This is a genomic window from Sorangium sp. So ce295, from assembly GCF_051527405.1.
Classification (GTDB): Bacteria; Myxococcota_A; Polyangia; order Polyangiales; family Polyangiaceae; genus Sorangium; species Sorangium cellulosum_B.
The window spans coordinates 9,033,797-9,051,209 of sequence record NZ_CP150324.1; the positions used below are offsets into that span (position 1 = coordinate 9,033,797).

General features: G+C 71.2%; 16 protein-coding genes and 1 tRNA gene. 7 read left to right on the plus strand and 10 right to left on the minus strand.

All coding sequences use genetic code 11. From position 1 onward, the window contains the following. Positions 1 to 18: 18 nt before the first annotated feature. Positions 19 to 1,113, plus strand: a complete 1,095-nt coding sequence (locus WMF11_RS34165) for a hypothetical protein (RefSeq protein WP_437903437.1) — start codon at positions 19 to 21, stop codon at positions 1,111 to 1,113. Positions 1,114 to 1,189: 76 nt separating this feature from the next. On the opposite strand, the gene WMF11_RS34170 is transcribed toward WMF11_RS34165, so the two are convergent. Then, the gene (locus WMF11_RS34170) at positions 1,190 to 1,963 is read right to left on the minus strand and encodes an acyl-CoA desaturase (RefSeq protein WP_437543291.1); all 774 of its coding nucleotides are present in this window, start codon (positions 1,961 to 1,963) and stop codon (positions 1,190 to 1,192) included. Positions 1,964 to 2,143: 180 nt separating this feature from the next. Between WMF11_RS34170 and WMF11_RS34175 the strand changes: the two genes are divergently transcribed. Continuing rightward, positions 2,144 to 2,920 carry an NTP transferase domain-containing protein gene (locus WMF11_RS34175; protein ID WP_437973711.1) on the plus strand — a complete coding sequence of 259 codons (777 nt, stop codon included), beginning with the start codon at positions 2,144 to 2,146 and terminating at the stop codon, positions 2,918 to 2,920. Positions 2,921 to 2,934: 14 nt separating this feature from the next. Here WMF11_RS34175 and WMF11_RS34180 read toward each other — a convergent pair whose 3' ends face one another. Together WMF11_RS34180 and WMF11_RS34185 are read right to left on the minus strand one after the other, a co-directional pair. After that, positions 2,935 to 3,924, minus strand: a complete 990-nt coding sequence (locus tag WMF11_RS34180; RefSeq protein WP_437973712.1) for a D-cysteine desulfhydrase family protein — start codon at positions 3,922 to 3,924, stop codon at positions 2,935 to 2,937. A 143-nt stretch (positions 3,925 to 4,067) separates the two neighbouring features. Next, on the minus strand, positions 4,068 to 5,849 hold the full coding sequence (locus WMF11_RS34185) for a hypothetical protein (protein ID WP_437973713.1): 1,782 nt from the start codon (positions 5,847 to 5,849) through the stop codon (positions 4,068 to 4,070). Positions 5,850 to 6,086: 237 nt separating this feature from the next. Here WMF11_RS34185 and hutH point away from each other — a divergent pair, with 237 nt between their 5' ends. Both hutH and WMF11_RS34195 read left to right on the plus strand, forming a co-directional pair. Next, on the plus strand, positions 6,087 to 7,631 hold the full coding sequence (gene hutH, locus WMF11_RS34190) for a histidine ammonia-lyase (protein WP_437973714.1): 1,545 nt from the start codon (positions 6,087 to 6,089) through the stop codon (positions 7,629 to 7,631). Between the two features lie 107 nt (positions 7,632 to 7,738). Further along, positions 7,739 to 8,086 carry a hypothetical protein gene (locus WMF11_RS34195; protein WP_231864341.1) on the plus strand — a complete coding sequence of 116 codons (348 nt, stop codon included), beginning with the start codon at positions 7,739 to 7,741 and terminating at the stop codon, positions 8,084 to 8,086. A gap of 223 nt (positions 8,087 to 8,309) precedes the next feature. Here the strand turns inward: WMF11_RS34195 and WMF11_RS34200 are convergent, their stop codons facing one another. The 4 genes from WMF11_RS34200 to WMF11_RS34215 form a co-directional block, all read right to left on the minus strand. Continuing rightward, on the minus strand, positions 8,310 to 8,510 hold the full coding sequence (locus tag WMF11_RS34200) for a hypothetical protein (RefSeq protein WP_272095040.1): 201 nt from the start codon (positions 8,508 to 8,510) through the stop codon (positions 8,310 to 8,312). A 432-nt stretch (positions 8,511 to 8,942) separates the two neighbouring features. Then, positions 8,943 to 9,025: transfer RNA gene (locus tag WMF11_RS34205), tRNA-Leu, on the minus strand. Between the two features lie 97 nt (positions 9,026 to 9,122). Beyond that, on the minus strand, positions 9,123 to 9,422 hold the full coding sequence (locus WMF11_RS34210; protein ID WP_437903446.1) for a hypothetical protein: 300 nt from the start codon (positions 9,420 to 9,422) through the stop codon (positions 9,123 to 9,125). Further along, positions 9,419 to 10,333 carry a LysR substrate-binding domain-containing protein gene (locus WMF11_RS34215; RefSeq protein WP_437973715.1) on the minus strand — a complete coding sequence of 305 codons (915 nt, stop codon included), beginning with the start codon at positions 10,331 to 10,333 and terminating at the stop codon, positions 9,419 to 9,421. The genes WMF11_RS34210 and WMF11_RS34215 overlap by 4 nt, the downstream gene beginning before the upstream one ends. A gap of 88 nt (positions 10,334 to 10,421) precedes the next feature. On the opposite strand from WMF11_RS34215, the gene WMF11_RS34220 reads away from it, so the two are divergent. Further along, on the plus strand, positions 10,422 to 11,513 hold the full coding sequence (locus WMF11_RS34220; protein WP_437973716.1) for a peroxiredoxin-like family protein: 1,092 nt from the start codon (positions 10,422 to 10,424) through the stop codon (positions 11,511 to 11,513). Positions 11,514 to 11,724: 211 nt separating this feature from the next. Here the strand turns inward: WMF11_RS34220 and WMF11_RS34225 are convergent, their stop codons facing one another. Then, positions 11,725 to 13,233, minus strand: coding sequence for a hypothetical protein (locus WMF11_RS34225; protein WP_437903452.1), 1,509 nt, complete (start codon positions 13,231 to 13,233; stop codon positions 11,725 to 11,727). A 222-nt stretch (positions 13,234 to 13,455) separates the two neighbouring features. After that, positions 13,456 to 13,854, minus strand: a complete 399-nt coding sequence (locus WMF11_RS34230) for a hypothetical protein (RefSeq protein WP_437973717.1) — start codon at positions 13,852 to 13,854, stop codon at positions 13,456 to 13,458. Positions 13,855 to 13,984: 130 nt separating this feature from the next. On the opposite strand from WMF11_RS34230, the gene WMF11_RS34235 reads away from it, so the two are divergent. Both WMF11_RS34235 and WMF11_RS34240 read left to right on the plus strand, forming a co-directional pair. Beyond that, complete coding sequence (locus WMF11_RS34235) at positions 13,985 to 15,475, plus strand: hypothetical protein (protein ID WP_437973718.1); 1,491 nt, start codon at positions 13,985 to 13,987, stop codon at positions 15,473 to 15,475. Positions 15,476 to 15,506: 31 nt separating this feature from the next. Continuing rightward, positions 15,507 to 15,629 carry a hypothetical protein gene (locus WMF11_RS34240; RefSeq protein WP_437973719.1) on the plus strand — a complete coding sequence of 41 codons (123 nt, stop codon included), beginning with the start codon at positions 15,507 to 15,509 and terminating at the stop codon, positions 15,627 to 15,629. 212 nt (positions 15,630 to 15,841) lie between these two features. Here the strand turns inward: WMF11_RS34240 and WMF11_RS34245 are convergent, their stop codons facing one another. After that, the gene (locus WMF11_RS34245; RefSeq protein WP_437973720.1) at positions 15,842 to 17,401 is read right to left on the minus strand and encodes a hypothetical protein; all 1,560 of its coding nucleotides are present in this window, start codon (positions 17,399 to 17,401) and stop codon (positions 15,842 to 15,844) included. Between the last annotated feature and the right edge of the window lie 12 nt (positions 17,402 to 17,413).

Genomic DNA, 17,413 nt, shown 5'->3' on the forward strand with positions numbered 1-17,413 from the left:
GGTAAGACGCGGGACGTGATGGATGACCTAGAGACCTTCAAGAAGCTTCCTCTCGGCGGCCTCGATCGCCGCTCGCTCGTGGGCTCGCTGGCCGAGCACGGCGCGCGCGTGGCGACCGAGCAGCTCGCGGCGCACCGCGCCCGAATCAGCCCGGCGGGCGCGCGCATCGCCCCGGACACGGCGGTGCTGATCCTGGGCGGCTCGAACGGCATGACCCGGGCGCTCGCCCTGCAGCTGCTCTTCGGGGAGCGGGCCGCCGTCTTCGCCGTGCACTTCGACAGCGAGAAGATGCAGATCGGCCCGCACCACGTGAAGGCGATCTCGGACGCGGCGGCGGCCGAGGGGCTCACCGCGCGCTTCTGGAACAACGACGCCACGAGGCCGCAGGTGATCGACGAGGTCGTCGCCGCGCTGAAGGAGCGGTATCGGGCGGTGCACCTCGTGAACGGCATCGCGGCCGGCGCGATGAAGCGGTACGCGGAGCACGGGCCGACGAAGGTGAAGGACCTCGACGTCGCGTTCGATCCGGTGCTCCAGATCCCTGATTTCTCGCGCCCCGAGAACATCCGCAAGCTCGGCCTCGTCGAGGTGGACGTCGCGAACGACGCCGACATCGAGCGGACCAACAAGTTCATGGGCACGTCGTCGCTCCTGTGGGTCGAGCCGCTCGCCGCGGCGGGGCTCATCGCGAAGGGCGAGAGCGTGGTGTCCTTCTGCGACTACGACTACCCGAGCGACGATCCGGTCTACGCGATGGGCCCGCTCGCCGGCGCGAAGATCCTCCAGCGCAAGACGATGGCGGAGATCCGGGAGCGGTTCGGGGCGAAGACGGCGCGCATCTGCTATCCGGCCCTGGCCACGACGGCGCTCGGGGCGATCCCCGGCGGGCTGCTGATGTACGGGCTCAGCACGCAGATCTTGAAGGAGCGCGGGCAGTTCAAGGACGTCATCGATCTCGCGGGCGAGACGATGGAGATCTGGCGTCCGAGCTGGGACGGGAGCGATCTGCGGGTGGACGCGGCCTACCAGGCGTGTCTGCCGGAGTTCAACAAGCGCAAGGAGCAGATCGGTCCGAAGGACGTCCCCGGCGCGTTCCGGCAGCTGTTCGAGTGAGCCGTTGCGCGCGGGGCCTCGGCTCCGCGCGCCGCTTCACGGCCGGCCGCGCTGCACGCGCGGCCGGCGGACCGCTCTAGCCTTCAGCCCGCGCGACCTCGGGCTCGAGCCGGGCGACTTGGACCTTGTCGGACAGGCGGATGATCCCCACCCAGGCAAGCACGCGGATGACCTGATACGCCGGGTCGATCTCGAACCACCGCACCGCGAAGTTCGGGCTCATCGCGTACTTGTGGTGGTTGTTCTGGAAGAGCTCGCCGAGCGTCACGAAGTCGAGGACCAGCGTGTTGCGGGAGTCGTCGTCGCTGTTGAAGTTGCGGTAGCCGTAGCGGTGGCCGCACCAGTTCACGATCGCCCCGTGCAGCGGGCCCATGGTCCAGTGGAGCGGGAGGAACAGGAACTGCCACCAGTGCGAGGCGAAGGCCACGTAGAAGAGCACGTAGCCGGTGCCCCACGCGAGCCGGCCGATCCACGCGTTGCCGATGCGGTCGAGCGCGGGCCACTCGGGGTAGCCGCCGAGGAAGCGCGGCTCCACGTCGGCCGTGCCGTCGTAGATCGCGTCGTAGCGGTGCGCGGTGTCCAGCATCATCCGGACGACATTCGAGTAGTACCGCGGCGAGTGCGGATCCTTCGGCGTGTCGCTGTACGCGTGGTGCATGCGGTGCAAGATCGCGTAAACCCAGGGCACGAGGTACGACGAGCCCTGCGTGAGGTACGTGAGGAAGTGGAAAATCCGCTCCCATGGCTTCGACATCGTGAACATCCGATGCGAGGCGTACCGGTGCAGGAAGAAGGTCTGGAAAAAGACCGAGAGCGTAGAGTGGGCGATGAGAACGATCGCGATCTCCATGTTCGCGTCCTAACCCGGTGACGCGCGGCAGGGGGTCAGCTCACGGTCACGATTCCGTAACGGGCGCCGGATCCGCGCGGCCTCGGGTCACCTCTATCTTCGCGAGATTCCGAGGGATTCCGCGGAAATTCCCGTGATTGTCCGTGATTGATCGAGTCCGTTCATGGTAACAGCGGTGTCGTGAAGGCCGTGATCATCGGTGCGGGCCGGGGCAGCCGGTTGCGTCATCTGACCGAAGAGCTGCCGAAGACGCTGGTCCCGATCCTCGGGCGCCCGATGCTCGACGGCATCCTCGAGGCGCTCGCCGCGGGCGGCTTCCGGCGGTCGGACATCGTGTTCGTCTGCGGCTACAAGGCCGACGTCATCCGGGCCGCCTACCCGGATCTGACGTACGTCGAGAACCGCGACTGGGAGCAGAACAACATCCTTCTCTCGCTCCTCTGCGCGCGCGAGCACCTCGAGGGCGGCTTCGTCTCGACGTACGCCGACATCGTCTACCGGCCCGAGATCGTGGCGGGGCTGGTCCGCTCTCCGCACGACATCGCGCTCGCCTGCGACACGGACTGGCGGCGCCGCTACGTGGGCCGCTCGCAGCACCCCGAGACCGACGCCGAGAAGCTCCGCGCCGGCGGCCCCGGGGGGGATCGCGTCCTCCAGATCTCGCGCCGCATCCCTTCGGAGTCCGCGACCGGCGAGTTCATCGGGGTGATGAAGCTCTCGTCGCGGGGCGCCGGGCAGTTCCTGGCCGCCTTCGACGCCGCGCGCGACGCCTTCTCGGAGCGGCCGGAGTTCCGCGAGGGCCGCACGTTCCAGCGGGCCTACCTCATCGATCTGCTCCAGCACATGATCGAGTCCGGCGCGGACCTCCACAAGCTCGACACCCACGGCGGCTACATGGAGATCGACACCCTGGAAGACGCGTCGATGGCCGACGCGTGGTGGCGCGGCGCGCCCTGAGGCTCTGATCTGTTCTAGAGGGCGTCGGCGAAGGTCGCGCCCTGGGCGAGGAGGCCGGGGAGACCGCCGGTGTGCAGGAACAGCACCCGCTTGCCCGAGAGCTCGCCTCGCTCGGCCAGGTCCCAGAGCCCGGAGAACGCCTTGCCCGTGTACACGGGGTCGAGGACGAGGCCCGACAGCCGCGCCACCTGGAGGATCCGCGCTCGCTGCTCCGGCGTGGACACCCCGTAGGCAGGTCCCTTCGCCGAGTCGTCGATCACGAGGTGGGCGGGCGAGCCGAGGCGCGGATCGAGCGCGCGCGCGTCGTCCATGATCCCGACCACGATCCGCGCGAACGTCGCCCTGTCCTCGCAGACGGCCATCGAGCGCACCTCGCCGGCGACCTCGTAGCGGGCCGCGCCGAGCGCCGTGCCCGCCGCCGTCCCGCCGGAGCCGCACGCGTGCACGATGACGTCGAACGGCTTGCCCCCCGCGAGGCCGAGATCGAGCTGCTTCCGGATCTCCTCCATCGCGCGCACGTAGCCGAGCGCGCCGAGGCCGTTCGAGCCGCCCTCGGGGATCACGTACGGCCGTCCGCCCGCCGCGCGGATCTCGGCGGCGGCCTCGGCCATCAGGGCGCCGCGGTCCCTGTACGCCTCGGGCGAGATCAGCCGGATCTCCGCGCCGGCGAGCCGGTCGAGCAGCACGTTGCCCTCGAGCGGCGCGGCCGCCGACGGATCGCTCGTGCGCAGGAACAGCACCGAGCGCAGGCCGAGCGAGGCGCTCACCAGCGCGGTCGCGCGCGCGTGGTTCGACTGGAGGCCGCCGCAGGTGATCACGCTGCCTGCGCCCTCCTCCCGCGCGGCGGCGAGCAGGTACTCGAGCTTGCGGATCTTGTTGCCGGCCTCCGCGCCCGCCGTCATGTCGTCGCGCTTCACGTAGAGGTCGACGCCGAGCGCCTCGGCGAGCCGCTGCGGGCGCTGGATCGGTGTCGGAAGGTGGCTCAGCGCGAGTCGTTTGCGCATCGTTTCTCCCCTCTGTCTGCCAGGGGCGCCCGCTGCTGCGCGCGGGCGGGCCGCCCTCGCAACCGCCCTCTAGCACCCTGGGCGGCCCTCGTCTGCTGTGTCCCGCGCGAGCTCGGCCGAGGGCCCGGCGCGCCCTGGCCAGCTCAGTGGATCACGCCCAGCTTGAGCGTGAGCAGGTACTGATCGGGGAGCTCGGCGCCCGCGGCGTCGTCGAAGGCGCCGCCCGGGAACAGGACCCCGGCCTCGGTGCCGAACTGGAGGGTGACGAGCCTGCCCATCGCGATGCGCGCGTCGACGCCGAGGTCCAGCTCGACGCCGAGATCGCGGCGGCGGCTGTCGCCGCCGTCGTAGTTGCCCAGGCTGCCGCCCGCCCGCGGGGCGCCGTAAGGATCGACCAGATCCGAGGTCGCCTCGGCGATGACCGCGCCCGCCTTGAGGTCGAGCCAGCGCGCCGGCCGCACGAGGATGCGCGGGTTCACGTAGGCGGCGCCGGGCACGCCGCCCTTGGACGGCAGCGACCTGATGCCCGGCTCGGGGGACGCGGCGAAGAGCTCCCGCTCGGCGATCGTGGCGGCGCGCGCGGTCTTCCAGGCGAGCACCTCGTCGAACAGGAGGAGCCCGACGTTGTGGCTCGGGTCGAAGGTGAAGCGCCGCGACACGCCGTCCATCGGGTCGTCGTCGCCCGAGGCGTAGCCGGCCTCGATCTCCGTGACGACGCGCCCCCACCGCCCGGCTGGCCGCCCCCCGCGGCCCGCGACGTGCACCGCGCCGAGCGTCGCCGCGCCGCCGACCGAGCGCACCACCACGGGCGAGCGCCCGAACCCGCGGCCGGAAGGAGGCGGGGGCCCGCTCGGGGCGAACGACGCCGACCCGAGGATCACCGCGGCCTCGAGCTCGCCGTAGATGTGGGCGCCGCCCCCCGGCACCGGCGCGTTGAATTTGCCTGCCACGTCGAGGATGCCGGCCGTGAGCACCTCGTTGAACCGGGCCGCGCTCGTCTTCGCGCGGCGCTCGCGCGCCTGCCGCCGCATGGCGCCGTAGATCCCGATCTCGCCGCGCCGCTCTCGCCAGAGCGCGGACACGACCGCCTGGAAAGCGCGATCGCCCTCGCCTTCGTCCTGCCCCTCGACGTCGTTTCCGAGCAGGTCGGCCGCGTTGTCCTCGAACACGAGGTCGGCCGCGACGGTCACGTGGAGCGGCCCGCCCTTCCCCATCGGCGTGGCCGCGAAGAGGACGCGTTCCATGAGCGATCCGCGCTCGTGGTCGCCGAAGATGCTCGCGTGCTCGCCGTCGTTGACGACCAGCCCCATCCCCCAGTGCGCGCTCTGCTGGCCCACCCGGACGACGCCGAGCGCCCACGGCAGCTCCAGGTAGAGGGTGCGCGGGTGCACCTCGTACCACGCGAGGGCGGCGCGCGCGTCGCGCACCTGCTCGACGTCACGCGTGGTGTCCCCGGCGATGAGCCCCCGGACGACGTCGATCTGCGCCACGATCGAGGCCTTGTCCTTGAAGTGGAAGCGCGGCGAGAGGCGCAGCCAGTGGGCGATGTACTGGCTCTGCCCGAGCGTCGTCGCGCCCGGAGCCGACAGGGGCGGCGCCCGGAGCGGCAGATCGCTCATGGCGCGGTAGCGGAGCTGGTACTCGCCCTGCAGCGAGAACGTCGACCGGGTGGGATCCGGCGGGGGCGGCGGCTTGCGGCCGGTGTCGAGCACGAGCCGCTCCTCGAAGTCGTCGGCGGCCGGAGCGGCCGGCGCGGCCGGAGGGGCTGGCGGAGAGCCTTGCCCGGAGCTCGCTCCTTCGACGGGCTGAACGGCGCTCGGCGAGCCTTGCCCGGTGCTCGCTCCTTCGACGGGCTGAGCGGCGCTCGGCGAGGCGAGCGCGACAGCAAACGCAAGGGGGGCGAGGGGGACAAAGGTGAAGCGCATCGGAAGCAAGCAGCCGCTCACCAGCGCCCGGCCGGGAACGCGCGCCCGAAGGATAGGCGGATCGATCCCCGCGGGGCACTGGATTCTTCCGCCAACGGCGAGCAGCTGGCTTTTCGCGGGGCATCCGCCGCTCTAGCGTGCGCCTTCGTGACCCTTTCCACGCCGAGCGCCGCCGCTGGTTCTCCTTCTTCGCCGCCTCCTCCGCCTCCGTCAGATCCGTCGCGTCCGTCACGTCCGTTGCTCCTCGGCCGATCGCTCTCGCTCGCGGATCTCGAGGAGGTCGCGCGGCGCGGTCGTCCGGTGGCGATCTGCGCCGAGGCGCGCGAGCGGGCGGCGGCCTCGCGCCGGGCGATCGACGCGATCGCGGCGGCGGGCGACGCTGCGCCGGCGGTGTACGGGATCAACACCGGCTTCGGCGCGCTCGCGGAGACGCGCATCGCGGATCACGACATCCGGGCGCTCCAGCGCAACCTCGTGCGGAGCCACGCCTGCGGGGTCGGGCCGGAGCTCGGCGAGGCCGAGGTGCGCGCCATGATCGTCCTGCGCGCGCAGGTGATCGCGCTGGGGCACTCGGGGGTGCGCACGGAGGTGCTCGATCTGCTCGCCGCCCTGCTCGAGCGCCGCGTGAGCCCGCGCATCCCGGCGCAGGGGTCGGTCGGCGCGTCGGGCGATCTGGCGCCGCTCGCGCACCTCGCGCTGACGCTCATCGGCGAGGGCGAGGCGCGCTTCGAGGGGCAGCTCATGCCGAGCGCGGTGGCGCTCGCGAAGGCCGGCCTCGCGCCGATCGAGCTCGCGGCGAAGGAGGGGCTCGCGCTGATCAACGGGACCCAGTACATGACCGCGCTCGGCGCGCTGGCGCTGCGGGACGCGGCCGCGCTCTGCACGGTCGCGGACATCGCCGGCGCGGTGAGCCTCGAGGCGCTGATGGGCTCGAAGCGCCCGTTCGACGAGCGGCTGATGCGCGTCCGCCCGCACCCGGGCCAGGCCGGCACGGCCGGCAACCTGCGCGCGCTGCTCGCGGGCAGCGAGATCATGCAGAGCCACGCGGACTGCCCCAGGGTGCAGGACGCCTACTCGCTCCGCTGCATGCCCCAGGTCCACGGCGCGACGCGCGACGCGGTCGCCTGGGCCGCCGAGGTGCTGACCCGCGAGGTCAACAGCGTCACGGACAACCCCACGGTGTTCCTCGGGGACGGGTTGGATGGCGGCGCCGAGCTGATCTCGGGCGGCAACTTCCACGGGCAGCCGGTCGCGCTCGCCCTGGATCTCGCCGCGATGGCGGCGGCGGAGCTCGCGAACATCAGCGAGCGGCGGGTCGAGCAGCTGGTCAACCCCGCGCTCTCGACAGGGCTCACGCCGTTCCTGGCGCCGCACAGCGGGCTGCACTCGGGGTTCATGATCGCCCAGGTGGCGAGCGCCTCGCTGGTGAGCGAGAACAAGGTGCTCTGCCACCCGGCGAGCGTCGACTCGATCCCGTCGAGCGCCGGCCGCGAGGACCACGTGAGCATGGGCAGCATCAGCGCCCGAAAGCTCGCGCAGGTGATCGAGAACGTCCGGAGCTCGCTGGCGATCGAGCTCATCACGGCGGCCCAGGGCGTCGACCAGCGGCTCCCGCTCCGCCCCAGCGCGGGCGTCGCCGCCGCCCACGCCGCCATCCGCCGCGTAGTCCCCGGGCTCACCGAGGACCGCCCCCTCTACAGAGACATCGCGGCGGCCGCGGAGCTCATCCAGAGCGGAGCGCTCCTCGCCGCGGTGGAGGAGGCGGTGGGGCCGCTCAACTGATTATTTCTGTTACTAAAGTTACATCTGAGACGATTTAGAGGAAATCTTACGCGAGATAAGGGAATGCGATCGGTCCATTGCGGGGCGAGTTGCTGTACATTGGCTCAGTGCCGATTCCGGTCAGCGTCCCGCCGTTTCCCTTCGATGCCGTGCGGGATCTGCTCGGGGTGGTGCGGACGATCTACGCGGCGGCGAAGGAGGGCGGGTCGTCGCGGGAGGAGCTCGCTCGCATCGCGCAGGTGGGCAAGGAGCTGAGCCGGGCGCTGGATCTCGCCGGGTCGCCCCAGCAGGGGGCGTCGGGGCTGTCGGCGGCCTGGAAGGTGGCGGACAGGGCGATGCTCCAGGTGAACGACCTGGTGGATCCGCTCACACCCGCGGCGCCGCTCCTGATGGCGGCACGGAGCCGGGTCACCGGGAGCCGGCTGACCCTGCGGAGCAAGCCGCAGGGGCGGTAGGCGGCTGGGGAGGCGGTGGGCCGCGAGGCGGTGGCCGCCGGGCGTGGGGGGGGCGACGGGAGGCCGCTGGGGGGTGATAGGCCGCTAGGGGCGGCTTTCGAGAAGGATCAAACCCCCGGAGCGCGATTCTCCGATCGGCGCGGAGAACTGCCGTCTTGCCAGGAGCGGGAGAGGGACAGTGTCGGTCAGCGTCCTTCCGTGGCCTACTGTTGGGCTGGAATCGTCAGCTGCGACCGAAGAACCTGCGGCCACGCGACCGCTCGGCGTCGCGCCGGATGCCCTGCATCACCACGCGGATGAGCTCACGGTTGTAGGCGCGCCTGTCGTGGCGCTTGTGCTCGGGCAGCTTGACGCCCAGAGCGTGCGCGAGACGTTCTACGTTCTCTACCTTCGCCTCACGCAAACAGTCGATGTCCAGATCCATGGAGTGGCGCTCCCATTACTCGAATCCACTCGGCTTGTCGAGCCCAGAGGACACGAGCGTGGCCGCGCACCGTTTCCCATCGGGCTCCCGCCGGACCATGGCAGGCTCCCATCAGACCGTGACGGGCATGGGGCGTTCCGGGCACGTCAGCGCCACGAGGCGTGGTGCGCGACCTGCGCGACCTGGTCCCGTTCGAGGCGGCCAGCAGTGAGCCGCCGCTGGGCGCGAGGTCGACCCGACGCTCCCGCCCGGTTCCCCACACCACGAAGCGCGCTGCGCAACCTCGGGCAACTTCGGAGGATGTGAGGCTCCGGGTGCCGAGGTGCCGGTGCGGGTTGAAGCTCAATCGAGCTGGCGGCTCCTGGTCGACGAGGGTACCGCGGCTCCAGATCGCGTCACCGCCCGCCAGCTCGGCGCGCCGCACGTACGAGGTAGCCCCGCCCGGACTCGAACCGGGACGCCCGCGAGGGCCGCGGATTTTAAATCCACCGCGTCTGCCATTTCGCCACGGGGCCAAGTTGTTGATATTACTTTGATTTTTACTTTTGGGAGCCCACGCTCGCCTTCGTCTGTGCCGTTTCCTGTGCCGTTTCCGGCGAGCTCGGGGATCGCCTAGGCGAGGGAAGCTAGCTCGCCAAGGCCCAGCTCTGCAAACGTCCTGGCGGCTCGGCGTGATCTCTGGATCATCACGCTCGATCGATGGCCGGTTCTGTCGGCCACCCAGGTCTCGCTGCGGCCGTTCGCCAGAGCGACAGTGATGAAGGTTGAGCGCGTGTCGTGGGCGCGGACTTGCTGGCGCTCGTCGGAGTCCTCGGACCGAAAGCGCGCCTCGTACGGGCCCGAGCCGCCCCCGAGGTTCTGCGGCACGAAGACGGCGCCGATCCGGGCGCAGGCGAGGCTCTTCTCAATCATCGCGTAGAGCGCCGCTTCACCGCGCCGTCGGGCGCGAGGGCACGGCGGAGGTGATCGGTGAAGGCGCGCACCTTCGGCAGGACGTGGCGGGTCGGGAGCGATACGACCGAGATCGCGACCGCATCGCACGCGGTGTCCGGGAGCACTTCGATGAGCTTCCGCGCCTTGCCCGCGCGCGCCAGCATGAAGTCGCAGAGCCACGCGAGGCCGGCGCCCTCGATCGCCAGCTCGATCAGCGCCTCGCCGTCGTCGACGACGAGGCGCCGCGTGGGCGCGATCTCGCGCACCTTCACGCCGTCGCGGAGGCGCCACGGGATGAGCCGGCCGTGCAGCGCGTACCCGAGGCGCACGTGGCGCTCGAGGTCGTCGACCGTGCGAGGCCGGCCGTGCTCGCGCAGGTAGCCGGGCGCGCCGCAGACGAGCATCCGAGAGCGGCCGACCGGGCGTGCGATCAGACCCGAGTCCGGCAGCATGCCCATCCGGACCGCGACGTCGATCCGCTCCGACGCGAGATCGGCCGGGTCGTCGCGCAGCACGAGCTCGACGTCGACGTCGGGGTAGCGCTCGGCGAAGCGCGCGAGCACCGGCACGATCACGTGACGGCCGATCACCGTCGGCGCCTCCACGCGGAGGAGCCCGGCCGGTCGATCGCGCAGACCCGAGGTGGCGCGCTGCGCGTCGTCGAGCTCGCGCAGCGCGGCGCGGGCGCGCTCGAAGAACGCGCGCCCTTCGTCGGAGAGCGTCACCGCGCGCGTGGTGCGGTGGAAGAGCCGCACGCCGACCTCGCCCTCGAGCTGCGTGATGCGGCGGCTGACCGCGGACGGCGTGACGCGCAGCCGGCGCGCGGCGAGCGTGAAGCTCCCGAGCTCCGCGGCCTCGACGAACGCTTCGATCGCTGCGAGCCGGTCCATATCGCACCTCGATTGATGCGTATCATGCACGAAAGTTGTTCGCCTTCGGCGATGGTTTGCGCCGCGCGCACGAGCCACGGTGCCCTGCATGAGCACCGTGAACGTCGACGCCACCTCTCCCAGCCCGCGCGCCCGGGCGGTCATCATCGGAGCGATCACGACGCTCGTCGCGACCGCGATCCACCACGTCTACGGCGGCGTTCGGTACGCGACGCCGTGGCGCCTCCACGGCGCCGCCGTCGCGCTCGCGCTCTGCGTCCCCATCGCGCTGGCGTACGCGGGGTACCGGCGGAGCCCGGGCACGCGCGCCGGCCGCATCTCCGGGGGCTCGCTCGCAGCGCTCGCCCTCGCGTTCCCGGTGACGTCGATCGGGCTCTTCGAGGGTGCATACAACCACCTCGCCAAGAACGTCCTCTTCTTCGCGGGCGCGCCTCGCGACCTGCTCCTCCGGATGTTCCCGCCGCCCACCTACGAGCTCCCCAGCGATGCCTTCTTCGAGATCACCGGCGTCGGGCAGATCGTCCCCGCGGCGATCGCCGCGATCGCGGCCCTCGGCCTGATCGGCGACCTGCGCCGCCGTGTCACGAGGCTCGCGCCCGGGGCCGTGCTCGGCGCGCGCGAGCTCGTGGGCGTCCACGGCGAGCGGATCCGCATCCCCGATCCCACGCAGATCGTGCACCTCCAGCTCCGTCGCTTCGCGGGCTGTCCGGTGTGCAACCTCCACCTCCGCTCGATCACCGTCCGTCACGACGAGATCGCAGCGGCCGGGATCCGCGAGGTGGTCGTGTTCCACTCGAGCGCCGACGAGCTCCGGCTCCACGCGGGCGGGCTCCCCTTTGCGGTGGTGCCCGATCCCGAGAAGCGGCTGTACGCGGAGCTCGGCGCCGAGCCGTCGCTCCTCTCGGTGTTCGATCCGCGCGTGTGGCCCACCATCGTCCGCTCGGTGGCGCGGAGCGCGATCGCGATCCTGCGCGGGCGCGAGCGGCCGCCCGCGCTGATCCCGACCGGCGGTCGCTTCGGGCTCCCGGCCGACTTCCTCGTCGCGCCCGACGGCCGCGTGCTCGCGAGCAAGTACGGCGAGCACGCGGGCGATCAGTGGTCGGTCGACGAGGTCCTCGCGCTGACGCGTGCGCCTGCGGTGTCGAGCGTGCGCGCGGCCGCCGAGGTGTGCGCGCCGTGATGGAGCACCCGAGGGCTCGGTCAACGACAACCTCGACGGTCTGCTCGAAGTCATGGCCAGGAAGACGAGCCGCTCTCGCCCTCATCGTCCCAGCCCTCGATCCTTACCGCAGCTTGCACATTGAACCCGTCGAACTCCGCCATGAGCGGTCCCCTCCGCTTCGCCTCGAACCTGGCCTCGCCGGCGCCGTCCCCCCCGGACGTGACCGCGGCTATTCGGCTTCGGCGAAGCGAAGCGTCTCGTGGGCCTCGCCGCTCGGTCCCCTCACCAGCGTGCCATCGACGTTCCAGCTGATACCGCCCTTGCCCGGCGGCCCGAGCTCGACCGTGAGCCCCTCCAGCGTGAGCCGATCCTCGTCGAGGTAGGCGACGCCGATCGAGTCGCCGCCGCGTCCGGGGCCGCCGTAGCCGCCGGGGCCTCCGTCGCCCCCGTCGCCACCGGCACAGGCCCGGGTGCCGTCGCCCAAGGCGCCTCCCTTCCCGCCTCGACCGCCTCTGCCGGCTTTCTCGGGGGCGCCTGCATTGCCGCCCGGACCGGCCTCGCCTGTCCAGATCGAGGTGTCGCGCACGGTCAGCTTGGCGTGAAGCGCGATGATGCCAATCGTCGGGTGTCCGTTCTCGCCCCCTCGGCCGCCTCGGCCAGCGCAGCCGCCAGCGCCCCCGGAGCCGCCGCTGGCGCCTCCCTTGGACGCCGCATCGCAGACGGCGAGCCCGCCCCGACGACCGCCGCCCCCGCCGCCGCCCTGGCCTGGCGTGCCATCGCCTCCGTAGCTGGCTCTGCCGCCTTCCCACCCTCTCGGGGTGATGTCCCCGATGCCCCCATCGACGGTGCCCAGCGCACCGGGCTCGCCATCGAGCCCGGCTCGACCCGCTTCGCAAGGGGCGTCCGTCTCCTCCCCCGCTCCCCCCCGTCCGTCCGTCGAGGTGGCCGCCACGCGCGGCTCCCCGTACTCGCCGTCGCCAGCGGCGTCGGGCAGCCCATCCCCTCCTTTGCCACCGATGCTCGGGACGGCGCTCGGGATGACTTCGAAGCACGGGTTCTCCACTGCTGCGCCGCCAGGAACGGTGGCCGCCGAGCACGCGTCTCCCCCCTCCTGCCCATCGTGTCCGTCTCTTCCCCGGTTCGGCGAGGGCCACGGGTAGCCGTCGTCGCCCGCCTTCCCGGCTCCGGTGTGAATCTGGCCCCGGATCAGCTCCACGTCCGTATTGGCTTGGACGAGCATCGCGGTCGAGCCCTCCGCCCAGAGCTGCACGTCCATGATCATCGATACCCCGTCCGCGGCTCCCGTCTCTCCGGGGCCCGGCGGCATGACGGTCAAGGAGCGGGAGCTCGAGTTCAGCGACGTAATCCGCGTGGGATCGTCGTTCTCACGCTCCCACGTCGTGCAGTTGAATCCCCCGACGAGATCCACGCCGGACGGCAGCCAGATGGGAGCACGGAACGACTGGTTGCACACGAAGACGCGTCCTCGCCCGGTACTCGCGAGCTCGATGCCGCGGTCCAGGCTCTGCACCGGCCTGGACCTCGTGCCGGGGTGTTCGTCATCCGCCCCCAGGGTGTAGCCGGCGACGAACACCCCGCAGCCAACCTCCGGAATACCGGCGGCGAGGCGCTCGAGACAGGAGGACTCCGACGGCGCGCCCTCTGGCTGTGGGGCGCTGCAGCCGGCCGCGACGAGCAACAGCGCAGAGGACAGGCACGTAAGGCTCGGGCTTCGCATGGTTCTCCGTCGATGTTACGCCGCGGGTACAGGGCCGTTCAACGGAGAGCGGCCCGCGAGCCACGTGATCGAGCTCGGCCACGTCGCTGCCCTCCGCTTGACAACCCCATTCTGCAACAGCTGACCGAGGTTGGGGCCGACGGCGCTTCATGCAGCGCTTACCGACCGGCGTCGTTGCGGAAGAGCGATCCGGTGAGCTTGCGGGGCATGGCGCCCCGCGTTCTACCGCGATTCGCGGCCGCGCTCACGCCTGGGGCGGCCCGCCTGCGTAGGGGCCCGCGCGAGGCCGACCTCAGGGAGCACCGCCGCTATGCCGGCGAGACCGTGCTCGGCATCGTTCGCCACGCGCGCGGCAAGCGCAGGGACGGCGTCGAGCTTCGTCTCGAGCCAGGCAATGTGGTCGGGCCGCTGCGCAGCGGGCACCGGCCCATATCGCAACATGCCCGCCGCCTGCTCGGCCAGGTGGTGTCCTCGCTTGAGAAGCCGCGCCTCGAGGAGCCCATCGTCCTGCGGTACGCCGGCGAGATCGGAGGCAGCTCGCGGAGCGCCGCCTGAACGCTCGTCCGAGCCCAGGCCACGGGTGATGCGACAAAGGTGTTGCAATTGCAAACGGATTCGCATATCGGTGCACCATGGGAGACCATGCGCGCCCAGCGCTCTGTCGCTGCGGAGGTATCGGGCGATCGCGGGCGGTATCCAGGCGACCGTGGGCTCTCAAGGAACCAAGTCTTCTTGGGAAGGGACAAGGATCATGAACCACCGAGCTCGATATACCCTCTCGGCGCTGATCGCGGCTGCATCGATGAGCGTCGGAGGCCCAGCCTCTGCCGACGTGACCATCTGGGGAAACGTATCGCCTCAGAACCCAACGGACCCATGGGACCTCGGACCGAACCGGCTCCGCGTGGGAGCCGGCGCGGTCGAGGTCACCGATGGCGGGACGTTGATCAGCCCCGGCGCAACCGTGCGGACGAGCGTCGATCCCGGCATCATCCTGGTCGACGGGTATGGCTCGACCTGGATCAACAACGGATCCATCGAGGTCGGCGACGATCTCGAGAGTCGGATCGTCATCCGTCACGGCGCCGAGGCGATCACCGATGATCTCGTGGTGGGCATCGGAGGCGACACGAACTCTGGCCGCGCGCTCGTCGAGGGGTACGACGCCACCCTGACGAGCAGGACGACGACCTACATCGGCACGCAGGGGCATGGAACCCTGGAGCTCAAGCAAGGAGCGAGCTTCTTCTCACACGACGTCTACTTCGGCGGCATCATCGGCCGCAGCTGCGGGACCTGCACCGGCGAAGCCATCATTACGGGCACCGCGACGAGGTGGGTGAGCACGGGAGCGTTCGTCCTGGGCCTGAGGAGCCGCGGCTTGCTGGACATTCGCAGCGGCCAGCTCTCCACCGTGGACGCGCGCATCGGCGGCGACGGCTTCATGAACAGCCGCGCGAGCGTCAGAGGCTGGGGCGGCACCTGGACCAACCAGGGGCTCCTCCAGGTGGGATCGAACCACGGATATGGCACGCTCACCGTCGGCGCCTATGGGACCCTGACCACAGAAGATACCGAGATCCGCTCGGAGCTCGGAGGTGGCTTCGTCGAGGTGAACGACGTCTATGCGTCGTGGCTGAACAGCGGCGATGTTTCAATCTTCGCCTCTCTGTCGCAGTCTCCGTCGCTCCTGATCGACAAGGGCGCCTCCGTGAGGATCGGCGGCCTCCTCCGGACAGCGCTGTTGTTCGGCGGCTATCCCTATCTGGGGCCCTCCGTGCGGCTCGCGAAGGGCGATCTCGTCGCAGGCGCGATCGACGTCGATGCGGGCGACCTCGACTTCGCCGGCGGGCGCCTCGAGACCGGCAGCTTCCTGGGCGATCTCGCCAACACGCAGGCCGGCCAGCTCTCCGTCGGAGAGGTCTACCCTTCGACCGGCATCGCCGGCACCTACAGCCAGGGGCCGGGCGCCGCCCTCCGCATCACGGTCGCAGGCTCGAGCTCCTCGCCGCTCCTCCAGGTGGATGGGGACGTCCACCTCGATGGGGCGCTGGAGGTCGTGCCGGCCGCCGGGTCCGTGTCGTTCCAGGCCGGGGACACCATCGCTCTGCTCGGCTGGAGCGGTGACCTCACGGGGACGTTCGCCTCCGTGAACATCGCCTTGCCGCTCGCCCCAGGGCTCGCCTGGGACACTTCCGCGCTGTACACGACCGGCGAGGTCACCGTCGTCACCGCAACCTGAGCGCCGCTGGCTCGTCGCGCCCGACGGCTGCGTGCTCGCGAGCAAGTACGGCGAGCACGCGGGCGATCAGTGGTCGTTCGACGAGGTCCTCGCGCTGACGCGTGCGCCTGCGGTGTCGAGCGTGCGCGCGGCGGCCGAGGTGTGCGCGCGGTGATGGAGGCCCCGAGGGCTCGGCCAACGACAACCGCGACGGTCTGCTCGAAATCATAGCCAGGAAGACGAGCCGCTCCCGCCCCTCATCGTCCCAGCTCTCGATCCGTACCGCAGTTTGCAGGTTGAACCCGTCGACCTCCGCCACGAGCGGTCCCCGCCGCTTCGCCTCGAACCTGGCCTCGCCGGCGCCGTCCCCCCCAGACGTGACCGCGGCTATTCGGCTTCGGCGAAGCGAAGCGCCTCGTGGGCCTCGCCGCTCGGCCCCATCGTCGTGCTGCCATCGTGGTTCCAGCTGGTGCCGCCCACGCCCGGCAGTCCCAGCTCGAAGGTGACCCCCTCCAGGGTGAGCTGGTCCTCGTCGAGGTAGGCGATGCCGATCGAGTCGCCGCCGCGCCCGGGGCCGCCGTAGCCGCCCTCGCCTCCGAGGCCGCCGCTGCCACCCTCGCAGGACCACGTGCCGTCCCCCACGGCGCCTCCTGGTGCGCCTCGGCCGCCATAGCCCCCTTCCTCCGGCTCCCCGCCGTCGCCGCCTTTGCCCCCGTCGCGGGCGGTGATGATGCTATCGCGCACCGTCACTTTGGCGTGGAGCGCCACCATCGCGATGCTCGGTTGGCCGTTCTCGCCCCCTCGGCCGCCCCGCCCCCCGCAGCCGCCCGCGCCTCCGGAGCCGCCGCCGGCGCCCCCCTTGGACGCCGCGTCGCACACCGCGAGCCCGCCCCTGCGGCCGCCGCCCCCGCCGCCGCCTTGGCCCGGCATCCCCCGGGCGCCGTCGCCGGCCCTGTCGGGGTGCCATCCGGTCTCATCGATCCGCCCGCGGCCCGTGCCGGGTGCACCGGCGGTACCCCACATACCGCTCTTCCCGGCGACGCCGTTGCTACAACCACCGTCTGCCCGGTTGCCACGTCCTCCTTCCCCATCGTAGTTGGGGTTCGGCTGGGGTACGGGCTCGCCGTCCGCCCCATCTCTAGCGCCGTCTGCGAGCCCATCGCCGCCCTTGCCACCGGCGCTCGGGAGCCCTCCCTCGCAGGAGTTCACCGGCGGGGCCCCACCCGGAACCGTCGCTGCGGAGCACGCGTCTTCCCCATACTGCCCGTCCGGCCCCGTCGCTGCCCGTCCCGGCCATTTCTCCCCATCGTTGCCCCTCAATCCCTGCTCGGTTTCGATCGTGCTTCCGATGATCTCCACCACGGCGCCCGACCGAACGATCACCCCGATATGCCTTGGACTGCGGATGAACATGTGATCGATGATCGAGACCCCGTCCGCTGCCCCCGTATCGCCGGCCCGCGCCGGCTCGATGGTCAGCGGGGTGTGCCCAACGGGGCCAACGAGCTTGGCCGTGCCGTACACCGGATCTGAAATCTCGGGCGGCCGTTCCCATTCCAAGAAGTCGAAGCCTCCGTAGAGATCCATCCCGGAGGGCAGCGTGATGGACTCCACGAAAGCATTGCGGGTGAGGAACACCCGACCGCGCCCGGTGCGCGCTAGCTCGATGGCGCGCGGCAGGGTAGTCACCGGCCTGTCCTTCGTGCCGGGATTCGCGTCGTCACCGCCGAGAACCGGATCGTTGACGAACACGCCGCAGCCGTCGATCGCTCGCCCCGCCGCGAGCTGCTCCAGGCAGACCGAATCGGGGATCGGATCCCCGGCACACGTCGACGTACGGCCGCACGGCGGCGCGCCGTCAGGGTCGTTCACCCCCGGCGCCGTGCCGCAACCGGCCGCGGCGAGCGGGAGAAGAGGGACCAAGAGAATCGCGGAATTCAGGCGCATCGGCATCCCTCG

Bases quoted from the DNA above. Each gene is read 5' to 3' on its own strand.
- WMF11_RS34165 (WP_437903437.1), top strand. From the start codon at position 19: ATGGATGACCTAGAGACCTTCAAGAAGCTTCCTCTCGGCGGCCTCGAT.
- WMF11_RS34170 (WP_437543291.1), bottom strand. From the start codon at position 1,963: ATGGAGATCGCGATCGTTCTCATCGCCCACTCTACGCTCTCGGTCTTT.
- WMF11_RS34180 (WP_437973712.1), bottom strand. From the start codon at position 3,924: ATGCGCAAACGACTCGCGCTGAGCCACCTTCCGACACCGATCCAGCGC.
- WMF11_RS34185 (WP_437973713.1), bottom strand. From the start codon at position 5,849: ATGCGCTTCACCTTTGTCCCCCTCGCCCCCCTTGCGTTTGCTGTCGCG.
- WMF11_RS34200 (WP_272095040.1), bottom strand. From the start codon at position 8,510: ATGGATCTGGACATCGACTGTTTGCGTGAGGCGAAGGTAGAGAACGTA.
- WMF11_RS34210 (WP_437903446.1), bottom strand. From the start codon at position 9,422: ATGATTGAGAAGAGCCTCGCCTGCGCCCGGATCGGCGCCGTCTTCGTG.
- WMF11_RS34215 (WP_437973715.1), bottom strand. From the start codon at position 10,333: ATGGACCGGCTCGCAGCGATCGAAGCGTTCGTCGAGGCCGCGGAGCTC.
- WMF11_RS34220 (WP_437973716.1), top strand. From the start codon at position 10,422: ATGAGCACCGTGAACGTCGACGCCACCTCTCCCAGCCCGCGCGCCCGG.
- WMF11_RS34225 (WP_437903452.1), bottom strand. From the start codon at position 13,233: ATGCGAAGCCCGAGCCTTACGTGCCTGTCCTCTGCGCTGTTGCTCGTC.
- WMF11_RS34230 (WP_437973717.1), bottom strand. From the start codon at position 13,854: ATGCGAATCCGTTTGCAATTGCAACACCTTTGTCGCATCACCCGTGGC.
- WMF11_RS34235 (WP_437973718.1), top strand. From the start codon at position 13,985: ATGAACCACCGAGCTCGATATACCCTCTCGGCGCTGATCGCGGCTGCA.
- WMF11_RS34245 (WP_437973720.1), bottom strand. From the start codon at position 17,401: ATGCGCCTGAATTCCGCGATTCTCTTGGTCCCTCTTCTCCCGCTCGCC.